The sequence below is a fragment of the Micromonospora sp. NPDC023814 genome (genome assembly GCF_040639595.1).
In the GTDB taxonomy this organism is placed as follows: domain Bacteria; phylum Actinomycetota; class Actinomycetes; order Mycobacteriales; family Micromonosporaceae; genus Micromonospora.
Genome location: NZ_JBFAAF010000014.1, coordinates 32,063 through 49,866 on the forward strand (window position 1 = coordinate 32,063; position 17,804 = coordinate 49,866).

At 71.3% G+C, this 17,804-nt stretch carries 18 protein-coding genes; 5 read left to right on the forward strand and 13 right to left on the reverse strand.

From position 1 onward, the window contains the following. Positions 1-17: 17 nt before the first annotated feature. From AB0G14_RS10345 to AB0G14_RS10365, 5 genes are all read right to left on the reverse strand, one after another. Positions 18-326 carry an ATP-binding protein gene (locus tag AB0G14_RS10345; RefSeq protein WP_357695795.1) on the reverse strand — a complete coding sequence of 103 codons (309 nt, stop codon included), beginning with the start codon at positions 324-326 and terminating at the stop codon, positions 18-20. Positions 327-459: 133 nt separating this feature from the next. Continuing rightward, the gene (locus tag AB0G14_RS10350) at positions 460-1,776 is read right to left on the reverse strand and encodes a multidrug effflux MFS transporter (RefSeq protein WP_357695797.1); all 1,317 of its coding nucleotides are present in this window, start codon (positions 1,774-1,776) and stop codon (positions 460-462) included. Positions 1,777-2,442: 666 nt separating this feature from the next. Then, the gene (locus tag AB0G14_RS10355; protein ID WP_357695799.1) at positions 2,443-2,766 is read right to left on the reverse strand and encodes a carboxymuconolactone decarboxylase family protein; all 324 of its coding nucleotides are present in this window, start codon (positions 2,764-2,766) and stop codon (positions 2,443-2,445) included. Positions 2,767-2,834: 68 nt separating this feature from the next. Further along, the gene (locus AB0G14_RS10360) at positions 2,835-2,999 is read right to left on the reverse strand and encodes a hypothetical protein (RefSeq protein ID WP_357695801.1); all 165 of its coding nucleotides are present in this window, start codon (positions 2,997-2,999) and stop codon (positions 2,835-2,837) included. Between the two features lie 83 nt (positions 3,000-3,082). After that, on the reverse strand, positions 3,083-4,066 hold the full coding sequence (locus tag AB0G14_RS10365; RefSeq protein WP_357695803.1) for a zinc-dependent alcohol dehydrogenase family protein: 984 nt from the start codon (positions 4,064-4,066) through the stop codon (positions 3,083-3,085). A 289-nt stretch (positions 4,067-4,355) separates the two neighbouring features. Between AB0G14_RS10365 and AB0G14_RS10370 the strand changes: the two genes are divergently transcribed. The 5 genes from AB0G14_RS10370 (at position 4,356) to AB0G14_RS10390 (ending at position 9,861) form a co-directional block, all read left to right on the forward strand. Continuing rightward, a complete protein-coding gene (locus AB0G14_RS10370; protein WP_357695805.1) occupies positions 4,356-5,246 on the forward strand; it encodes a helix-turn-helix transcriptional regulator in 891 nt (296 codons plus the stop codon). 459 nt (positions 5,247-5,705) lie between these two features. Beyond that, entirely contained in the window at positions 5,706-6,650 is a 945-nt protein-coding gene (locus AB0G14_RS10375; RefSeq protein ID WP_357695807.1) for a PQQ-dependent sugar dehydrogenase, read from the forward strand. 270 nt (positions 6,651-6,920) lie between these two features. Further along, positions 6,921-7,964 carry an NAD(P)-dependent alcohol dehydrogenase gene (locus AB0G14_RS10380; RefSeq protein ID WP_357695950.1) on the forward strand — a complete coding sequence of 348 codons (1,044 nt, stop codon included), beginning with the start codon at positions 6,921-6,923 and terminating at the stop codon, positions 7,962-7,964. Positions 7,965-8,146: 182 nt separating this feature from the next. Continuing rightward, positions 8,147-8,995, forward strand: a complete 849-nt coding sequence (locus AB0G14_RS10385; protein WP_357695809.1) for an inositol monophosphatase — start codon at positions 8,147-8,149, stop codon at positions 8,993-8,995. Further along, positions 8,992-9,861 carry a PhzF family phenazine biosynthesis isomerase gene (locus tag AB0G14_RS10390; protein ID WP_357695811.1) on the forward strand — a complete coding sequence of 290 codons (870 nt, stop codon included), beginning with the start codon at positions 8,992-8,994 and terminating at the stop codon, positions 9,859-9,861. Before AB0G14_RS10385 ends, AB0G14_RS10390 begins: the two co-directional genes overlap by 4 nt. 268 nt (positions 9,862-10,129) lie before the next feature. Here the strand turns inward: AB0G14_RS10390 and AB0G14_RS10395 are convergent, their stop codons facing one another. From AB0G14_RS10395 to ctaD, 8 genes are read right to left on the reverse strand one after another with little or no spacing between them, the layout of a single operon-like run. Further along, positions 10,130-11,884 carry a ubiquinol-cytochrome c reductase cytochrome b subunit gene (locus AB0G14_RS10395; RefSeq protein WP_357695813.1) on the reverse strand — a complete coding sequence of 585 codons (1,755 nt, stop codon included), beginning with the start codon at positions 11,882-11,884 and terminating at the stop codon, positions 10,130-10,132. Then, positions 11,881-12,744, reverse strand: a complete 864-nt coding sequence (locus AB0G14_RS10400) for a Rieske 2Fe-2S domain-containing protein (protein WP_357695815.1) — start codon at positions 12,742-12,744, stop codon at positions 11,881-11,883. The genes AB0G14_RS10395 and AB0G14_RS10400 overlap by 4 nt, the downstream gene beginning before the upstream one ends. Further along, positions 12,741-13,586, reverse strand: a complete 846-nt coding sequence (locus tag AB0G14_RS10405; RefSeq protein ID WP_357695817.1) for a c-type cytochrome — start codon at positions 13,584-13,586, stop codon at positions 12,741-12,743. The genes AB0G14_RS10400 and AB0G14_RS10405 overlap by 4 nt, the downstream gene beginning before the upstream one ends. Before the next feature lie 4 nt (positions 13,587-13,590). Continuing rightward, entirely contained in the window at positions 13,591-13,980 is a 390-nt protein-coding gene (locus tag AB0G14_RS10410; protein ID WP_357695819.1) for a c-type cytochrome, read from the reverse strand. Next, on the reverse strand, positions 13,977-14,861 hold the full coding sequence (locus tag AB0G14_RS10415) for a cytochrome c oxidase assembly protein (protein WP_357695822.1): 885 nt from the start codon (positions 14,859-14,861) through the stop codon (positions 13,977-13,979). The genes AB0G14_RS10410 and AB0G14_RS10415 overlap by 4 nt, the downstream gene beginning before the upstream one ends. Beyond that, a complete protein-coding gene (locus AB0G14_RS10420) occupies positions 14,858-15,247 on the reverse strand; it encodes a hypothetical protein (protein WP_357695824.1) in 390 nt (129 codons plus the stop codon). The genes AB0G14_RS10415 and AB0G14_RS10420 overlap by 4 nt, the downstream gene beginning before the upstream one ends. Beyond that, positions 15,247-15,876 (reverse strand): heme-copper oxidase subunit III, encoded by a 630-nt coding sequence (locus AB0G14_RS10425; protein WP_357695826.1) that lies wholly within the window; start codon positions 15,874-15,876, stop codon positions 15,247-15,249. The genes AB0G14_RS10420 and AB0G14_RS10425 overlap by 1 nt, the downstream gene beginning before the upstream one ends. Next, entirely contained in the window at positions 15,873-17,801 is a 1,929-nt protein-coding gene (gene ctaD, locus AB0G14_RS10430) for a cytochrome c oxidase subunit I (RefSeq protein WP_357695828.1), read from the reverse strand. Before ctaD ends, AB0G14_RS10425 begins: the two co-directional genes overlap by 4 nt. Positions 17,802-17,804 lie beyond the last annotated feature (3 nt).

Here is a 17,804-nt window from a genome sequence, read left to right on the forward strand (position 1 = left end):
GGCGGTGTGTTCGGTCGTCACACCGGAGAGGCCGTCGGAGGCGGGTCGTCGTCGGTGCGGTCGGTGGCCGGTAGCCAGCAGACGAAGGTGCTGCCGGTGCCCGGTCGGGAGAAGACGGTCGCGTGCCCGCCGTGGGACTCGACGATCTGCCGTACGATCGCCAACCCCAGCCCGGTACGCCGTTGACCGGACGCGTCAGGAGTGCTTGTCTGCACGACAGGCTCGTGGCGGCCGGCGTCGTCGGTGGCGTACGCGACACCGCCGGCGACGGCCACGGCGGCCGCAGCTCCGGGAAGGGCGAGCCCGGTGATGATGCTGATCCGCATGATTGCTCCTCTGTTTCTCGTTCTGGGAAGGGCGGGTGCCCGGCGAACGGGGGCGGCGCCAGGCACCCGCTGGTACCGATTCAGCCAGGACGGACCGAAAGACAGCCGAAGAGCGTCGCCATGCCTGGCCCGGTCACGCCGGGGTCCTTTCCTGTCCGGCGCGCGATGGCAGGAGGGTGGCGGAGACGGGATCCGGCACACCTCCGGGGACGTTGACCACGCTGGACGGCGCGCCGTCGGCGGCGAGGTGGGGTGCGCGACTCGCCTCGTTGCGTAGGAGGATGACGTAGGTGGTGGCAGCGAGGGCGGCTGACAGCACGGTGACGAGTCCCAGCGGGGTGGCGTCGTCGGCGCCGCCGAGGCCCACCAGTGGCGCTGCCAGGCCACCGAAGGCGAAGCGGGCGCATCCCAGCAGCGAAGATGCCGTACCGGCGATGTCGGGGTAGCTGGCGAGTGCGAGGGAGGTGGCGGGTGGGGTGGTCACGGCCACGCCGCTGACCATGGTGAGCAGCGAAAGGACCATCGCGATGAGGGACAGCTGGAGCACGGCGGTGGCGAGGAGGGCGCCCGCGCCGACAAGCGTCATCAGGAGACCGAGTACCAGGGTGCCTTTCTCCGACCACGACTCGGCGAGCCTGCCGGCGACGAAGCCGAACACCATGAACCCGAGCGAGTTGAGGCCGAAGGCGAACGAGTATCCCTGCGGGGAGAGCCCGTAGATTCCTTGCAGCACGTACGTGGCGCCGCTGAGGTAGGCGAACAGGGCGGCGTTGACGAAGCCGGTGATCACCACGGTTCCGACGAACATCCGGTCGGAGAGCAACCGCCGGAAGTCCCGCCCGGTGTGCGCGATGCCACCGGCGACACGCCGGTCGGCGGGCAGTGTCTCCCGGAAGATCAGCATGGCGGCGGCGAGGATGACGGCGCCGACACCGCCGAGGAACAGGAAGATGCCTCTCCAGTCGGTCAGCGAGGCGAGCTGTCCTCCGATGACGGGGCCGATGATCGCGGCGAGACCGCCGAGTACGGTCAGCCGGCCGTAGTACCGGACGAGCCGGCCACCGGAGTAGAGGTCGCGGCCGGCGGCCTGGGCGATGACGATGCCCACCGCACCCGCGAGGCCTTGCACGAACCGGGCCGCGACCAGCAGCTCGATGGTGGGGCTCACCGCGCACAGGATGGAGGTCAGCAGGTACGCGACGACACCGGCCAGCAGTGGGCGACGACGGCCGAGCCGGTCGGACAAGGGGCCGGCGACGACCTGGCCGATGGCCAACCCGAGCAGGCACGCGGTGACGGTCAGCTGCGCGGCCGAGGTGGTTGCCCCCAGCTCGGTGGTGAGGGCGGGGAGGACGGGCAGGTAGAGGTCCATCGAGATGGGGCCGAAGATGGTCAGCAGGCCAAGGACGACCGCGAGAGCTTTTCCGATGTGCTGTTCGCGCGTGGTCACCGATACTTCACTTTCCTGGTCAGAGGCTGTTATTGGTGCGCCTTCGCTTACCCCGGCCTTGCGGCTCGCGGCCTGGGTCGAGGCGACCGTGACTGCTCCCTGTGGGCACGGCACGACGGCGTCCGAGCGGGTGGCGCTCCGCATGGCCCGCACTGTGCGGCTGGCCCGCGACCAGCGGGCCGTCCTGCCCTTTCCGGAGATCCGCGCCGGACGTGTCCGGTAGCGTCAATCGATTTCAAGGAAACCGTGCTGCGACCCGATTGGGGAGTCCCTGGTGAACGGTGTACCGGCAGAACACCCTTCGCGCAGGCCCGTGACCTACGGCCGAGGCCGGCTCGGGTGAGAAGCAGGAACGCTCGATCTGCCCGCTCGATCGTCACCCGGAATCCGGCGGGCGGCATTGCGGGGACCGCCGCGCTTCTCACGTAACACCGACCGGCACGGGCCGGGCTGCGGCCCGCGTTCTCGCCGACGGTCCCAGCGGCGGGCCCTGGCTTTCAGGAATGCAACGACCAGGGCTGCCTCGGATGCGTCGACAGCGTCGTGAGCCACGGCGACAACCCGGGCAACGGCCGAGGCGACGGCCGGTACGTCTGGGCGCATCGAGCGGCAGCAAGCCTTATCCGCTGCCTGATCCTCCGCGACGCGGTCCGGCTGGCTCTACGGTCAGCCCTCGAAGGCCTGCTTGGCCGCGGCGACGGCGGACATGGCCCGGGGCCACCCGGTGTAGAACGCCAGGTGGGTGATGGCCTCGACGATCTCGGCCTGCGTGAGGCCGTTCTGCCTGCCGAGGTTGAGGTGGAACGGCAACTGTTCGCTGTTGCCACCAGCGACCAGGGCCGCGATGGTGATCAGGCTGCGGTCGCGGGGCGCGAGGTCGGCGCGTTCCCAGACGTCGGCGAAGAGCGCGTCGTCGGTGAGGGAGACGAGCTTGGGCGCGAAGTCTCCGAGCATCTTCCGGGCGGCGGACTGCTGGGGGGCCTCGGACATGTCCATGCTCCTCCTGGCGTCGTCGGGTGGGCCGTCGGCCGCGGGACGACGCGGCCGACGGCAGGTGGTCACGCGGGCTGCCGGCGGTACTGGGCGGTGCGGGCGCCGGGGGCGAAGTGCACGGCGTTGCACCGGCGTGCGAACGCGAGCGCGGTGGCGCGACCGATCCCGTTCGCCGCACCCGTCACGAACGCGACCCTGCCCGCGAAGCTGCCGCCAGCCGTCCTGTCCATCACTGGTTCCTTTCCGCGTTGGAGCTCACTCAGCGCGGCGTTCGCTGCCATGACGGCCGCCCTTTCAGGGGTGGCGCGGTTCGTCAGGGATTGAGGAGGACCTTGATGGCCCGTCGCTCGTCCATGGCCTTGTACCCCTCGGCGGCCTGCTCAAGGGGGAGAGTGAGGTCGAAGACCTTGCCAGGGTCGATCTGCCGGTTCCAGATCAGGTCGATCAGGTCGGGCAGGAAACGGCGCACCGGTGCGGGGCCGCCGTGCAGGTGCACGTGCGAGAAGAACAGTTCCTCGCCGGGCAGTTGGACATCGTGGGCCACACCGACGTAGCCGACGTGGCCGCCGGGACGGGTCGAGCGGATGGACGTCATCATCGACTCCTGGGTGCCGACCGCCTCGATCACCGAGTGCGCCCCGACGCCGTCGGTGAGGTCCTTGATGCGTGCGACACCGTCGTCGCCGCGCTCGGTGACGATGTCGGTGGCACCGTAGTGGATCGCCAGTTCTTGACGGGGCTCGTACCTGCTCATCGCGATGATGCGTTCCGCGCCGAGCTGCTTCGCCGCCAGGACGGCGAGAAGACCGACCGCACCGTCACCGACCACCGCGACGGTCTTGCCCGGGCCGACCTCGGCGGCCACGGCGCCGAACCAGCCCGTGCCGAGCACGTCGGAGGCAGCGAGCAGGTCTGGGATCAGGTCGTCCGAGGGGTTGTCGGGTGTGGCGACCAGGGTGCCGTCCGCCAGAGGGACACGCAGGTACTGGGCCTGGGCGCCGAGTCCGCCCACCGGTTCCCGCTGGATGCATGAGGTCTGGTAGCCAGCCCGGCAGATCAGGCAGGTGTTGTCGGAGGCGAAGAACGAGCCGATGACGAACTGGCCCGGCCTGATGTTCTCGACCCCGCTGCCGACCTCCTGGACGACGCCGACGTACTCGTGGCCCATCGGGGATGGCCCGTTGACCGCTTCGACGCCCCGATACGGCCACAGGTCCGAACCGCAGACACAGGTCGCGGACAGGCGAATGATCGCGTCGGTCGGGAGCAGGATCCGGGGATCCTCCCGCGTTTCCACGCGGACGTCGCCTGGGGCATGCAGGACAGCACCACGCACAGGTTCTTCCTTCCCGAAGGACCGGACGCGATCCGGTCTGTTATTCTCCCCCGCCTACCCGAGTAGGCCGTGATGATGCCGCCATCCGGGCGTGCTACCCGCCTGGGACCACGACAGTCGCTCCCACTGGGCGCGGCGGCGCGTTCATCGCCATCCAGCAAACCCCGGCAGCGCCCGCTCAGGGAGTTTCTCCTGGAAGGTGTACTGACAGGGCACCCCATTGGCCAGCCGTGACACGTACGGTCGAGGCGTGGACAACCGGACGGAGGTCCGCGAGTTCCTCGTCTCGCGGCGCGCCAAGATCAGCCCGGAGCAGGCCGGCCTGCCCGCCGGCACCAAGCGGCGGGTCCCGGGACTACGCCGCAGCGAAGTCGCGTCGCTAGCCGGCGTGAGCATCGAGTACTACTCGAAACTCGAACGAGGCTCCCTCGCTGGAGTATCGCCTGGTGTGCTGAACGCCATCGCACGGGCGCTCCAACTCGACGACGCAGAGCGGGCGCACCTGTTCGACCTCGCCCGAGCCACGGAGGGCGGCAGCGCGCTCATGCGGCCCCCGCGCCGCACCGCGCGGCAGTGGTCGGTGCGCCCCAGCCTGCAATGGACCCTCGACGCGGTGACCCAGGGCCCCGCGTTCGTGCGCAACGGCCGCATGGACCTGCTCGCCGCGAACCGGCTCGCCCGCGCCTTCTACGCCGACGTGTACGCCGATCCGCAGCGCCCCGCCAACATCGCGCGGTTCACCTTCCTGGACGAGAAGGCGCACCGCTTCTACCCGGAATGGGACCTCGCCGCCGACGTCTGCGTCGCCATCCTCCGTACGGAAGCGGGCCGCGACCCCCACGACAAGGACCTCCACGACCTCGTGGGTGAGCTCTCCACCCGCAGCGACGAGTTCCGCAAACGCTGGGGAGCCCACAACGTGAGGCACCACGGCACCGGAGCCAAAACCTTCCGCCACCACGTCGTCGGCGACCTGACCCTCGCCTACGAAGGGCTGGAGATGGCCGCGGAGCCCGGCCTCACCCTCACGATCTACACCGCCGAGCCCGGCTCCCCGTCCGAGGACGCGCTACGCCTGCTCGCCTCCTGGGCCGCCTCCCAGGAAGCGGACGCCGACGCACAAGCCGCCTTCACGGAGTGATGCAGCGGCCGACCTGATCGCCCCCGCACGTACGGCCGTGATGACCGGGCCCCCACCGTCGGATGAGCGGACGTGGCATCCGACCACCTGTACCCGCCTCGAGGGCCCCACCTGATCGGCCTGACCCGGCCGAACATCACCACACCCCGCCCCCGCCGCCGTCCGCTCAGTTGCCTTTCTCGGGGCTTTCGGGCGCTCGTGGTGGCGTGGCTCACGCGGATCTTCAGCGGCCGACGGAAACACGCTCCCCAGCAGTCTCGGAGGAATCAGATGGCAATCGTCACGACAGGCAGACGGTGGCGTGCCGCATGCGCCGCGCTGCTCATGGTGGGCGTGATCGCCGGCTGTGACAGCGGCCCCGGTGGCGGGGACCAGCCCGGTCGAACGCCACAGGGGGTGGCCACCAGCGCTGCTGCCAGCACGCCGTCAGGACGTCCCGATCTCGACGCCGGCGAAGAGATGGCGCGGGGCATCGACGTTCCCTGGGGGCTGGCGTTCCTGCCGGACGGCGACGCCGTGGTCGCGGAGCGGAACACGGGCCGGGTGCTGCGGTTGAGCCCGGGCGGCGCACACCCCCGGCAGGTGTACGAGGTGCCCGGTGTGGTGGCCGGCGGTGAGGGCGGCCTGCTCGGCCTCGCGGTGTCGCCGACGTCTGCCGACGACAACCTGATCTACGCCTACTTCACGGCGGAGCAGGACAATCGGATCGTCCGGTTCCGGCTCGACGGCGGACGCCCCGAGGTGATCTTCGACGGCATCGCCAAGGCCAGCTACCACAACGGCGGGCGGATCGCGTTCGGCCCGGACGGCATGCTCTACGTCTGCACCGGGGACGCCGGTGAGACGCAGCGGTCGCAGGACCCGGCGAGCCCCAACGGCAAGATCCTGCGGCTGGCCCCCGACGGGACGCCCGCCCCCGGAAATCCGAGCGCGGGTTCCCCGGTGTACAGCCTCGGACACCGCAACGTGCAGGGCCTGGCCTGGGACTCGGCTGGACGGCTCTTCGCCACCGAGTTCGGGCAGAACGAGCTGGACGAGGTCAACCGCATCGAGCCGGGACGCAACTACGGCTGGCCCCGGGTCGACGGAACCGGTGAGACGGACGGTGGGCGGTACACCGACCCGCTCGTCACCTGGCCCGTCCGCGAGGCCTCGCCGTCGGGCATGGCCATCGCCGCCGACACCGCGTACGTGGCGGCGCTGCGAGGTGAGCGGCTGTGGACCATCCCCCTCAACGGCGGCACCGGCGGTGAACCGTCGGCGCGACTGGAGGAACGCTACGGCCGCCTGCGGACCGTACAGATCGCGCCCGACGGAGCTTTGTGGCTGACCACCTCCAACACCGACGGCCGTGGTGACGTACGCGACGGCGACGATCGCATCCTGCGCTTCCCCGCCCGATAGGTCCGCCCGCACAGGGGTGGGGCATACTTCCTGCGGCTCGCCGTGGGGTGCCCTGGCAGTACACCTTCCATCAGAGACTCCCCAGCAGGTCACAGACGAGGTTTCCTGGATGGCGATGAACGCGAGGCCGCTCGCCTGAGCCCACGTCGTCGGGCGGCGCCAGTGCCATCCTGCGCGACGGCGGCACCCCGACGCCCTGCTCGGGCAGGTGCCCGTGAGCGCAACCGGCCGCGCCGCGGCCAAGCCTCGTCACGAAGAACAGGAGCAACCATCATGCGTGTTCACGCCTACGCAGCACCCAGCCCGTCCGAGCCGCTGGCCCCCACGATCATCGAGCGGCGTGACGTCGGTCCCAACGACGTGCTCATCGAGATCAAGTACGCGGGCATCTGCCACTCCGACATCCACACCGTTCGCGGTGACTGGGGACCCCAGCCCTACCCGCTGGTGCCCGGCCACGAGATCGTCGGTATCGTCACCGAGGTGGGCTCCGAGGTCACCCGGCACCAGGTCGGGGACCGGGTCGGGGTCGGCTGCATGGTGAACGCCTGCCGGGACTGCGTGAACTGCCGCAACGGCGACGAGCAGTACTGCGCCAACGGCATGGTGCCCACCTACGGAGGCGTCGACCGGGACGGCACCGTCACCCAGGGCGGCTACGCCACCCACGTCGTGGTCGACGCCGCTTTTGTCCTGTCGGTACCGGAGGGAATCGACTTCGCGGCCGCCGCGCCGCTGCTGTGTGCGGGCATCACCACCTACTCGCCGCTGCGCCGCTGGGGCGCCGGCCCCGGCAAGAAGGTCGCCATCGTCGGCCTCGGCGGGCTGGGGCACCTGGCAGTCAAGATCGCCCACGCCCTGGGCGCCGAGGTGACCGTGCTGTCCCAGTCGCTGAAGAAGCAGGAGGACGGACTCCGCCTGGGCGCCGACCACTACCACGCCACCAGCGACCCGGACACCTTCCAGCAGCTCACCGGCCGGTTCGACCTGATCATCAACACGGTCAGCGCCCCCATCGACGTCGACGCCTACCTGAACCTGCTCGCCGTCGACGGCACCCTCGTCAACGTCGGCGCCCCCGCCGAGCCCCTGACCCTCAACGTCTTCTCCCTCATCGGCGCCCGACGCTCCTACGCCGGCTCGATGATCGGAGGCATCCGCGAGACCCAGGAGATGCTCGACTTCTGCGCCGAACACCGCATTGGCGCCGACATCGAACTCATCTCCGCCGACAAGATCAACGACGCCTACGAACGCGTCCTCGCCTCCGACGTCCGCTACCGGTTCGTCATCGACACCGCCACCCTCGGCTGACCCGAGGTTCCCTGGCCGGCTCCGCTCGGCCGGCCCGCGGCCGAGCGGAGCCCACGCCCCGAGGACCAGCAACCTGCTGGAGCAGATCGCCCCGCACCATGCTCGCCGGAGAGCTGATCGGCGCGCCTCGCCCAGCCGGAAGCGGACGGTCGGTCGCGCCGAGATAGGCAAGGATGGTGCCCATGGAAAGCGACCTTCTGCTTGCTCGACGTGCCGCCCTGACCGGTGCCGCAGTGGGTCTGCGGTATTTCGCGGCCCTCGCTCAGCTTCCCCGGCAGCTGAAGTCGGACGGCAGCGTAGTAACGGAAGCCGACCGCGCCGTCGAAGCCGCCATCCGAGAGGTTCTGGCCGACACGCGGCCCGACGACGCCGTCCTGGGCGAGGAGAACGGGCAGAGCGGTGGGGGCAGCCGTCGCTGGATCGTCGACCCGATAGACGGCACCGCGCTGTTCGTCGCCGGTGACAACCGGTGGTTGGTGCTCGTCGCGTTGGAAGAGGCTGGCGAGATCGTCGTCGGGGTGGCCGCGGTTCCCGCGCAGGGAAAAGTCTGGTGGGCGCAGCGGGGCGGCGGCGCGTTCCGAGCGGACTTCTCCGGACTGACACCGACCGACGAGCGACGGATCACCGTTGACGGCGACAGGCCGGACATCCTGCGCGGGAGCCGACTCGGCGTGATCCCCACCGACGATGAACTCTTCCAGGCCGAACGCGAGATGATCGCACCGCTGAGTGCCATGACGTCGACCGCGCCGTGGAGCACCCATGCTGCGCTGCTCGTCGCGTGCGGGCAGTTGGACCTCGCCGTCCAGACCCGGGGACAGGTGTGGGACTACGCGGCTACGTCACTCATCGTCGAGGAGGCTGGTGGGCGCTTCAGCGGGCTTGACGGGCAGGCACAGCCCACCCCCGGGCCGGCGCTGTTCGCGCGCAGCGGCCTCATGCACACCGCGGCACTGCAGGTCCTCAACACCGGCGCGGACCAGTCGGCGGACGACCAACGATCGATGACCGGCGAAGGGATGCCGGCGTGACTGGCTTCTCCCGCCGCGACGTGACGATCGTCGACGCCTGCACGCTCCAGGGACAAGGCGGCAGCCCCACCGCCGTGCTGATCGACGACCCGGCACTCGACGATGGCGCACGCCGCGTGGCAGTTCGCGATGCAGGTACCTCACACGCGGCGTTCGTGGACACCGACACGGACACTGTCCGGTTCTTCACCACGCATGGCGAACTCACCAACTGCGGGCACGGCACCGTGGCCGCCCAAGCGTTCCTGCTGCGCCGTCGCGGGTCAGCAGAGCATCACGGGCACCAGCGGACCGGTGGCCGCATCTTCGGCACCACAGCGGTCGAGCGCGACGACGGCATCGAGGTGTGGTTCGACCAGGGCCTCATCGGTCTTCAGGACGGCGTTCCCGCGGGCCTCGACGAGGTCCTCGGCGCCCTCGGTATCGGGCCGGACGCCATTGCCGCAGACGACACCCCGAGCGTCGCATCGCCGGGAACGCCGCGACTGCTCGTGCCCGTCAAGTCGGCGCCGATCCTGCGCTCCCTGCGACCGGATCTGCCCCGGCTCGCCGCTGAATGCCGCCGCCTCGGTTACCTCGGCTGCTTTGCCTACACGATGTCTCCGGTCAACGGCAGGGCGATGGCGCGCATGTTCGCGCCCGCCATCGGAGTCGGCGAGGATGTGGTCAACGCCAACAGCAGCGGATGCCTCGCCGCGCATCTTCATGCGACGCATGGCCGGAGCAGCGTCGAAGTCGAACAGGGACACTCCGCCGGGCGCCCGTCCCTGGTGTTCGCCACCGCGACGACCACTCCTGAGGGCATCTTGACCCGGGTCGGCGGAACCGCCGTTGTCCGAAGCAGACTCGATGGCACGGCGGCCTGACGCATCCGGGTCGTCAGGGTGTGGGTGGCCAGCATGGTGACGAGCGCCAGCGCACCGGCGACGTAGCTGGCGTCCGACACGGAGGGGCAGCCGACCGACGACGGCCCGACCTCGACAGCCGCCACGAAGTCGTACGGGGGACAGCTCGGCGAGCGTGCGTCGCCCGCCGATGCGCGGGCCGACCGCGGTGACGTGGCGCAGAAGGGCCTTGACCGTCGCCGAGCGCGGCTCCGTGGAGTCCCCCACAATTCCGTCATCGCCGTACCGGTCAGTCCGACGGCCCCGACCGCCCGGCCGGCCGGTCGCCGTCCGGGCCGGGACGGTCCGGTTTGCGCTCCCGCCGCCGCTGGGCCAGGGCCGTCACCAGCAGGGACACCCCGAGTGCGGCGTCGCCCCAGCGGCGCAGCGCGGACCGGAGGCCGGGAGCGGGCGGCGGGGGCCCGGGGACGACGACGCGGTCCACCCCCGGGAACGCCAGCCGGGACGCCCGGGCCACCTCCTGCTCCGACTGCCCCGACAGGTTGCCGTGGATGGTGACGTCCCGGGCGTCGTCGCGGTAGCGCCAGCGCCACAGGTCGCCCTCGGACCACATCTCGATCCGCTCGCCCGGCAGGGGCGCCTGTGCGAGGGACCCGGGCGGCTGGTCCACCCGCCCCGCGTCGCCGCCGCGCCGGGTCCCGCCGACGGCCCGCCGCAGGTCGGCGCGGGTAAGATCGCCGATCCCGGCGGCGTCGCCGCGGTTCAGGGCCCGCGCCACCAGGTACGCGAGCAGCCCGGCCGCCACGGGCAGCAGCAGGACCAGCACCCGCAGCAGCGAGAGCACGTCATGGGTCCGCACATCCAGCAGCCGGGCGATGACGTCGTCGCCCGCGGCGACGGTCAGCACCCCGTAGAAGGTGATGGCGGTTACGCCGATGCCGGTGCGCGCGGGGTGGTCGCGGGGGCGGTCGAGCAGTTGGTGCGGCCGGCGGTCCTTCGTGCGCAGCCGCTCGGCGAACGGCCAGGCGTACAGGGCGAGGAAGGTCAGTCCGCCCAGCACCACCCCGGGGACGAACGGGGCGGGCACGAGGTACCCGGCGATTCGGATCTCCCACGGCGGGAAGAGGCGCAGCGCCCCGTCGCCGAAGGCGACGTACCAGTCGGGTTGGGCGGGGGACGTGGCCTCGGCCGGTTCGAACGGTCCGTAGATCCACACCGGGTTGATCTGCACCAGCCCGCCGAGGGCGAACAGCACGGCGAGCAACCAGGCGAACAGGGCCAGCGAGCGCAGGGCGTAGCTGGGCCAGAGCCGGGAGCCGACGACGTTGTGTTCGGTCCGTCCCGGGCCCGGGAACTGGCTGTGCGTCTGCCGCACGATGATCGCCAGGTGGATCGACACCAGCGCGACGAGGAAGCCCGGGACCAGCAGCACGTGGCTGACGAACATCCGGGGGATCATCTCGTCGGAGGGAAACTCGCCGCCGAGAGCCAGGGACGCCAACCACGGCCCGACCAGTGGGACGGACTCCGTCACCGAGACGAGGATCCGCAGGCCCATACCGGAGAGCAGATCGTCGGGCAGCGAGTAGCCGGTGAAGCCGTTGAACAGGGCCAGGGCCAGCATGGTGACCCCGATCAGCCAGTTGATCTCGCGCGGCTTGCGGTACGCCCCCGTGAAGAAGATCCGGGTCAGGTGCACCACGATCGCGGCGACGAAGACCAGCGCCGCCCAGTGGTGTGTCTGCCGGATCAGCAACCCGGCGGACACGTCCCAGCTCAACCGCACCGTCGAGGCGTACGCGGCGGAGGTGGGGACGCCATCCAGCGGCGCGTAGTTGCCCTGGTAGACGCGGTCGGCGACGCTGGGGTCGAAGAAGAGGGTCAGGTAGACGCCGGTGAGGATCAGCGCGACGAACGAGTAGAGCGCGATCTCGCCCAGCATGAACGACCAGTGGTCGGGGAATACCTTGGCCAGGGACCTGCGGGCGACCGGAGACAGCCGCAGCCGGTCGTCGAGGGCGCGGGCGAACCGGTCGACGATCACGGCCGGCCCCAGAAGCCGGCGCCGGGTGGGGCGGTGAAGTCACCGGTGGCGCGCAGGTGGCCGTCCGGACCGACCTCGATCGGCAACCCGGGCAGCGCTCGGGCGGCCGGGCCGGACACCGGGCGGGCCGCGGCGAGCAGGTCGAACGAGGACTGGTGGCAGGGACAGAGCAGTTGCCCGGTACCTGCCAGGTAGAGGCGCACCGGGCAGCCGGCGTGCGTGCACAGCAGCGAGTAGACGACCAAGCCGTCGAGGTGACCGCCGGCCGGTGGCCGGGTGAAGCGTCGCGGGTCGAGGCGGACCGCGAAGGCGGGCCCGTCACCGGTGTCGACGTCGCCTTCCGGGAAGACCGCGACCATCGTGTCCGCCGGCACGTCCTCGGGGCGCAACGGTCGCCCCTCGCCGTTCACCAGCCGCACACCGAACCCCCAGGGCGTGTCCTTCCGTGCCGCCAACGGGCGGGCGCGGTCGAACGGCAGCAGGGAGCGCAGCGGGAAGAGCGCGGTGGCGCCGAGGGCGGCCAGCGCCAGCCCGAGCGCGGCGAGCGGGCCACGGCGGCGCAGCGGGCTGTCCTGGGCCGTGAGCGCCGCCGCCGTCAGCGCCTGCGTGCGCGGCGGTGGGGTGAACCCGGCGTGCTCCTCGACGTAGCCGCCGGACGGCACGAGCCGCCGCCCCCAGACCGCGAGCCCCACGGCCAGACCGGCGAAGGCGACCGCGAGCGAGACGCCCTCCCACTGCGTCTGGCCGCCGAGTACGTAGGTCACCGCGAAGCCGACCGCTCCGGCGGCGCTGACCAGGAAGGCCGCGACGATGCGGCGGGTCACACCCCGGTCGGGCGGCGGTGCACCTCTGTCGCTCACTCGTCAGCCCTCCTGCCCAGCCAGCGCGCTGCCGCGACGAGCAGCGCCAGCACGACGATCCACGCCACGAGTCCCTCGGCCAGCGGGCCCAACCGGCCCAACGGGTTCCCGCCCCGGTCCAGCCGGTCGCTCTGCAGCCTCCGCACGTAGGTGACCACGTCGTTGACCTGCTGGTCGCTGAGGACCTGGCTGGGAAAGGCCGGCATCAGACCGGGACCGACCCGCATCGCCTCGGCCACCTGCACCGCACTCGCGTCGTACAGGGGTGGGGCGATCGATCCGTCGGTCAGGGACGCGCCCGCCCCGGTCGCGCCGTGGCAGGGTGCGCAGGTGGCGGCGAAGATCTCCCGGCCGTTGGTGACGCTGCCGGGTGCGACCTGCGGGATCTGCGGGCCACCGCCGAAGGTGCCGACGTGGCCGACCAGCGCCGCGATCTCGCCGGCCGAGAACACCGGCTCGGCACGTCGGGGCTGCTGCCGCTCGGACGAGAGCGGCATCCGGCCGGTGGAGACCTGGAAATGGACCGAGGCGGGCCCGACACCGATCAGGGAGGGCCCCCGCTGGGCGCCCTGGCCCTGGGGGCCGTGGCAGCTGGCGCAGTGCTGCCGGTAGAGCTCGGCGCCGCGGTCCGCCGGCGCGGACGCGACCGGTGCGGACGTGGCCGGTGCGGACGTGGCCGGTGCGGACGTGGCCGGTGCGGACGTGGCCGGCGGGGGGTCGGGCTGCGCCGCGACGCCGGGTCCGGCGGCGAGCGCCAGCACCGCACCGACGGCGAGGGCCCGGCGGGGGTGCAGCCGCGCCCTGCGGCCCCGTCCGGCGGTGATCGTTGCTCGTTGGTCCACGGTCTCAGTCCAGTGTGTACAGGTAGGCGGCGATGTCCTGCGCGTCGATCGGGTCGATGCCCAGGTCCGGCATGGCGGTGCCGGGCTCGACCGCCTGCGGGTCGGCGATCCAGTGCCGCAGGTTGTCGGCGTTGTTCGGCAACGCACCGGCGATGTAGGAGCGGGCACCGAAGCGGGTCAGGGGCGGGCCGACCAGCCCGTTCGCCCGGTCGATGCCCGGGATCACGTGGCAGGAGCCGCAGCCGTGCTCGACGATGAGCTGTGCGCCGCGCTCGGGGAAGCCGACGCGGACCTCCGGCGGTGGCGGCGGGGCGGTGCTGGTGCAGCCGGGCGCGACGAGCACGATCGGCAACACCAGCAGGACCGGCCACAGCGACCGGGTTCTTCGCGTCATCGCGTCCCCGCTCCGGTATGCGTGGTGACGACCGGGCCGCTCGGTTCCGGCGGAGTCACCCGGTCCGGGCTCTGCCGGCGCAGCAGCCAGCGCAGGAAGATGGTCAGCGTCGCGACCAGCACGACCACGTCCATCGGCGCCCACATCAGCAGGCCCGCCACCTGTTGGTCGGTGAGCGGGTTGGGGCCGAGCGCCTCGGCCGGGTAGACCGGTTGCGGCGCGAAGGTGAGCACCGCGCCCAGCGCCGAGGCCGGCAGCATCGTGGCGATCAGGAGCAGCACCGCGATCGGGGCGGGCAGGCGGTGCTGCGGCGCGCCGAGCACCGGCGCCCACAGCAGCCAGGCAGCGGTGACGAAGCAGAGGTGCTCGACGGCGTGCACGAGCGGTTGCTGCAGGGCGGCGACGTAGGGCCCGGGCAGGTGCCAGACCCACAGCACCAGCGTCTGCACCCCACCGGCCAGCGCAGCCGTGGTCACCGGCCGGCGCAGCCACCGGGCGGTGGGGGCGGCCCGGATCCGGGCCAGTCGTTGCCGTAGCGGCTGCGGGCAGGCGAGGGTCAGCGGCAGCCCGGCGGCGCCGGCGGCGAGCAGCGGCCCGGCGACCAGCAGCAGGGCCATGTGCTGGATCATGTGCCCGGTCAACGACCGCCCGGCCAGGTCGGTCAGCGGAGGGCCCTGAGCGGCAAGCGCGACCAGCACGCCGAGGCCGAAGGTGGCCACCCGCCAGCCCGGCAGGACGCGTCCCGCGCCGCGGCGTGCCCAGAGCTCGTGCACGCCGCGGCCGTAGCCGGCGGCCAGCAGGGCCAGCGTCAGCACGAGCAGGATGTCGAGCAGCCCGGCCACGACGGACGCCTCCTGCGGCACGCCGCCGGTCGCGGTCATCCCTGGCATGGCGCCAGCACCAGCAGGGCGGCCCCGCCCAGGACGATGATGGTCAGGAAGAGCAGGTTCAGCCAGATCCCCACGACGGCGAGCATCCTGGTGCGGGAGACAGACCGGTCCTCGCCGTCCTGGCGGATGCGCCGCCAGGCCAGCCCGGCGGCGAACAGCGAACCCACGGTGGCCAGGGCCGGCAGCACCACCGCCAGGGTGACGACCAGGCGCAGCGGCACGGCGCCGACGTGCGTGGAGCCGGTGGCGCAGGTGAGTTCGTCGACGCCCCAGGCGACGATCAGGTGTACGGCCCAGGCGAGCGCGCCGCCGAGGACCCCGTACCAGAGCAGCAGCCCACCGGCGAGGCGGGCGCGCTGACCGGGCTGGACGCTCATCACAGCCACGGCGAGAGGTAGACGGTGAACAGGATGGCGGCCCACACCGCGTCGACGAAGTGCCAGTAGATGGCCGTGTTGCGGACCCGGTCGTGGCGGTGGCCCCCAAGGCTGCCGCCGCTCAGCGAGGCGGCGAGCAGCCGGCTCAGCATGGTCAGCCCGACCAGCACGTGCAGGCCGTGGAATCCGGTGATGACGTAGAACAGCGAGCCGTAGACGTTGGTGGTCATGGTGAACTCACGCAGCAGTTCGGCGTACTCGGTGGCCTGCAGGGCCAGGAACGTCAGCCCGAGGAGCAGGGTGGCGGCGACGCCGATGTTCAGCCGCCGGCGCTGCCCGGCACGGATGCCGCGTTCCGCCCAGATCAGGGGCAGGCTGCTGGGCAGCAGCACCGCGGTCATCACCAGCGGGCGCAGCAGCGCCGGCTCGGCGATTCCGTCTGGGGGCCACGGCGAACCGTGCTGGAAGCGCAGGTAGAAGTAGCTGCCGAGCAGGTAGGCGAACAGGGTCGCCTCGGTGGCGACGAACATGACCATTCCCCACCAGCCGATGGAGCGACCGACCGGCAGTTCCGTGGTCAGCGCCTCGGCGCCGGTGGCCGCCGCGATGCGGCCTCGGGCGGCTCTCATCCGGTCACCCCCGGCTCCGCCTCCGGCCGGCGCGGCGGCCAGAGCCAGACGGCCAGCGTCGCGGCGACGGCCAGCGCGGCGGCGGCGGCGACCGGGTACCAGGCGAACAACATCGCGGTGAAGAAGACGAGCAGTTCCACGGCGACCAGGAGCGGCTGCAGGGAGGCCTCGGGCATCTGGACCGCGCGTTCGCGCCGGCCGTCCAGTTCGCTGGTGATCAGCGTCGTCCGGCCGTCGGCGAGGATCCGGTCACCCGTGGCGCCCGCGCCCATCGACTCCATGCTCCGGGCGTCCCAGGCGGGGTGCAGGCTGTGTACCCGCGGCAGCACCGGGAAGTTGTAGGGCTGCGGTGGTGATGGGGTCGCCCACTCCAGGCTGTCCCCGCCCCACGGATCGGCCGGGGCGGGCCGGCCGCGCCGGATCGCGTGCCCGACCCCGATCAGTACGAGCAGCAGCCCGACCGCGAGGAGGTACGCCCCGGCTGTGCTGACCAGGTTCCACCGCTCCCAGCCCAGTTCTCCGGGATAGGTGTAGACGCGTCGGGGCATGCCCCACAGGCCGTAGAGGTGCATCGGGAAGAACGTGACCTGCATGCCGGTGAACACCAGCCCGAAGGCCCACCGGCCGAGCCGCTCGTGGTACATCCTGCCGGTGATCTTCGGCAGCCAGTAGTAGATGCCGGCGAGGATCGGGAACAGCGCGCCGCCGACGAGCACGTAGTGGAAGTGCGCCACGACGAAGTACGAGTCGGTGATCTGCTGGTCGAAGGCGGTGATCGCGAACATGGTGCCGGTGAAGCCGCCGACCACGAAGGTCACCAGGAATCCGATCACGAACAACATCGGCACCCGGAGGACCAGCCGGCCCAACAGCATGGTGGCCAGCCAGGCGAAGATCTGGATGCCCGACGGGATGGTGATGATCGTGCTGGCCGCGCTGAAGAAGCTGTAGGACAGCTGCGGCAGCCCGGTGGCGAACATGTGGTGCACCCACACGCCGAAGGAGATGATCGCGATGGACACGATGGAGAGCACGATCAGCGCGTAGCCGACCACGCCCCGGCGGGTGAAGGCCGGCAGCACCGCCGAGACGATGCCCAGTGCCGGCAGCACGATGATGTAGACGTCCGGATGGCCGAAGATCCAGAACAGGTGCTGCCAGAGCAGCACGTTTCCGCCGGCCTCCGGGTCGAAGAAGTGGGTGCCGAAGCGGCGGTCGAGGAACAGCATCGCGTTGTCCAGGTTCAACGCGGGCAACGCGAAGATCACCATGAACGCGGTGGCGACGATCGCCCAGACGAACAGCGGCACCCGGTCGAGCGACATGCCGGGGGCGCGCAGCTTCAGCGCGGTGACGATGAAGTTGATCGAGCCGGCGGTGGTGGCGATGCCGAGGAACAGCAGCCCGAGGGTGTAGACGTCGATGTTCAACCCGGGCAGGCTCTGCTCACCGGCCAACGGCACGTACGCGAACCAGCCGGCGTTCGGGGCCGCGCCGAAGGGCAGGCTGGCCCACATGAACAGCCCGGCGAAGAGGAAGATCCAGTAGCCCAGCGCGTTCAGCTTCGGGAACGCCATGTCCCGCGAACCGATCATGAGCGGGACCAGGTAGTTGCCGAAGCCGAAGAGCATCGGGGTGGCGAACAGGAAAATCATCGCCGTGCCGTGCATGGTGAACAGCTGGTTGTACTCGTCCGGGGAGAGCAGGGTGGACTCGGGGCGGGCCAGTTGGGTGCGCATCGCCAGCGCGCTGATGCCGGCGAGGGCGAAGAACAGTCCGGCGGTGACCAGGTAGCGCCGCCCGATCTTCTTGTGGTCGACGGTGCCGAACCAGGCGACCAGGGACGGCCGCTCACCCCAGTGCTGTTCCAGCCGTGCCAGGTCCTCGCGAGTCGCGCCGGTCGGCGGCGCGGCAGCGGTCGACATGTC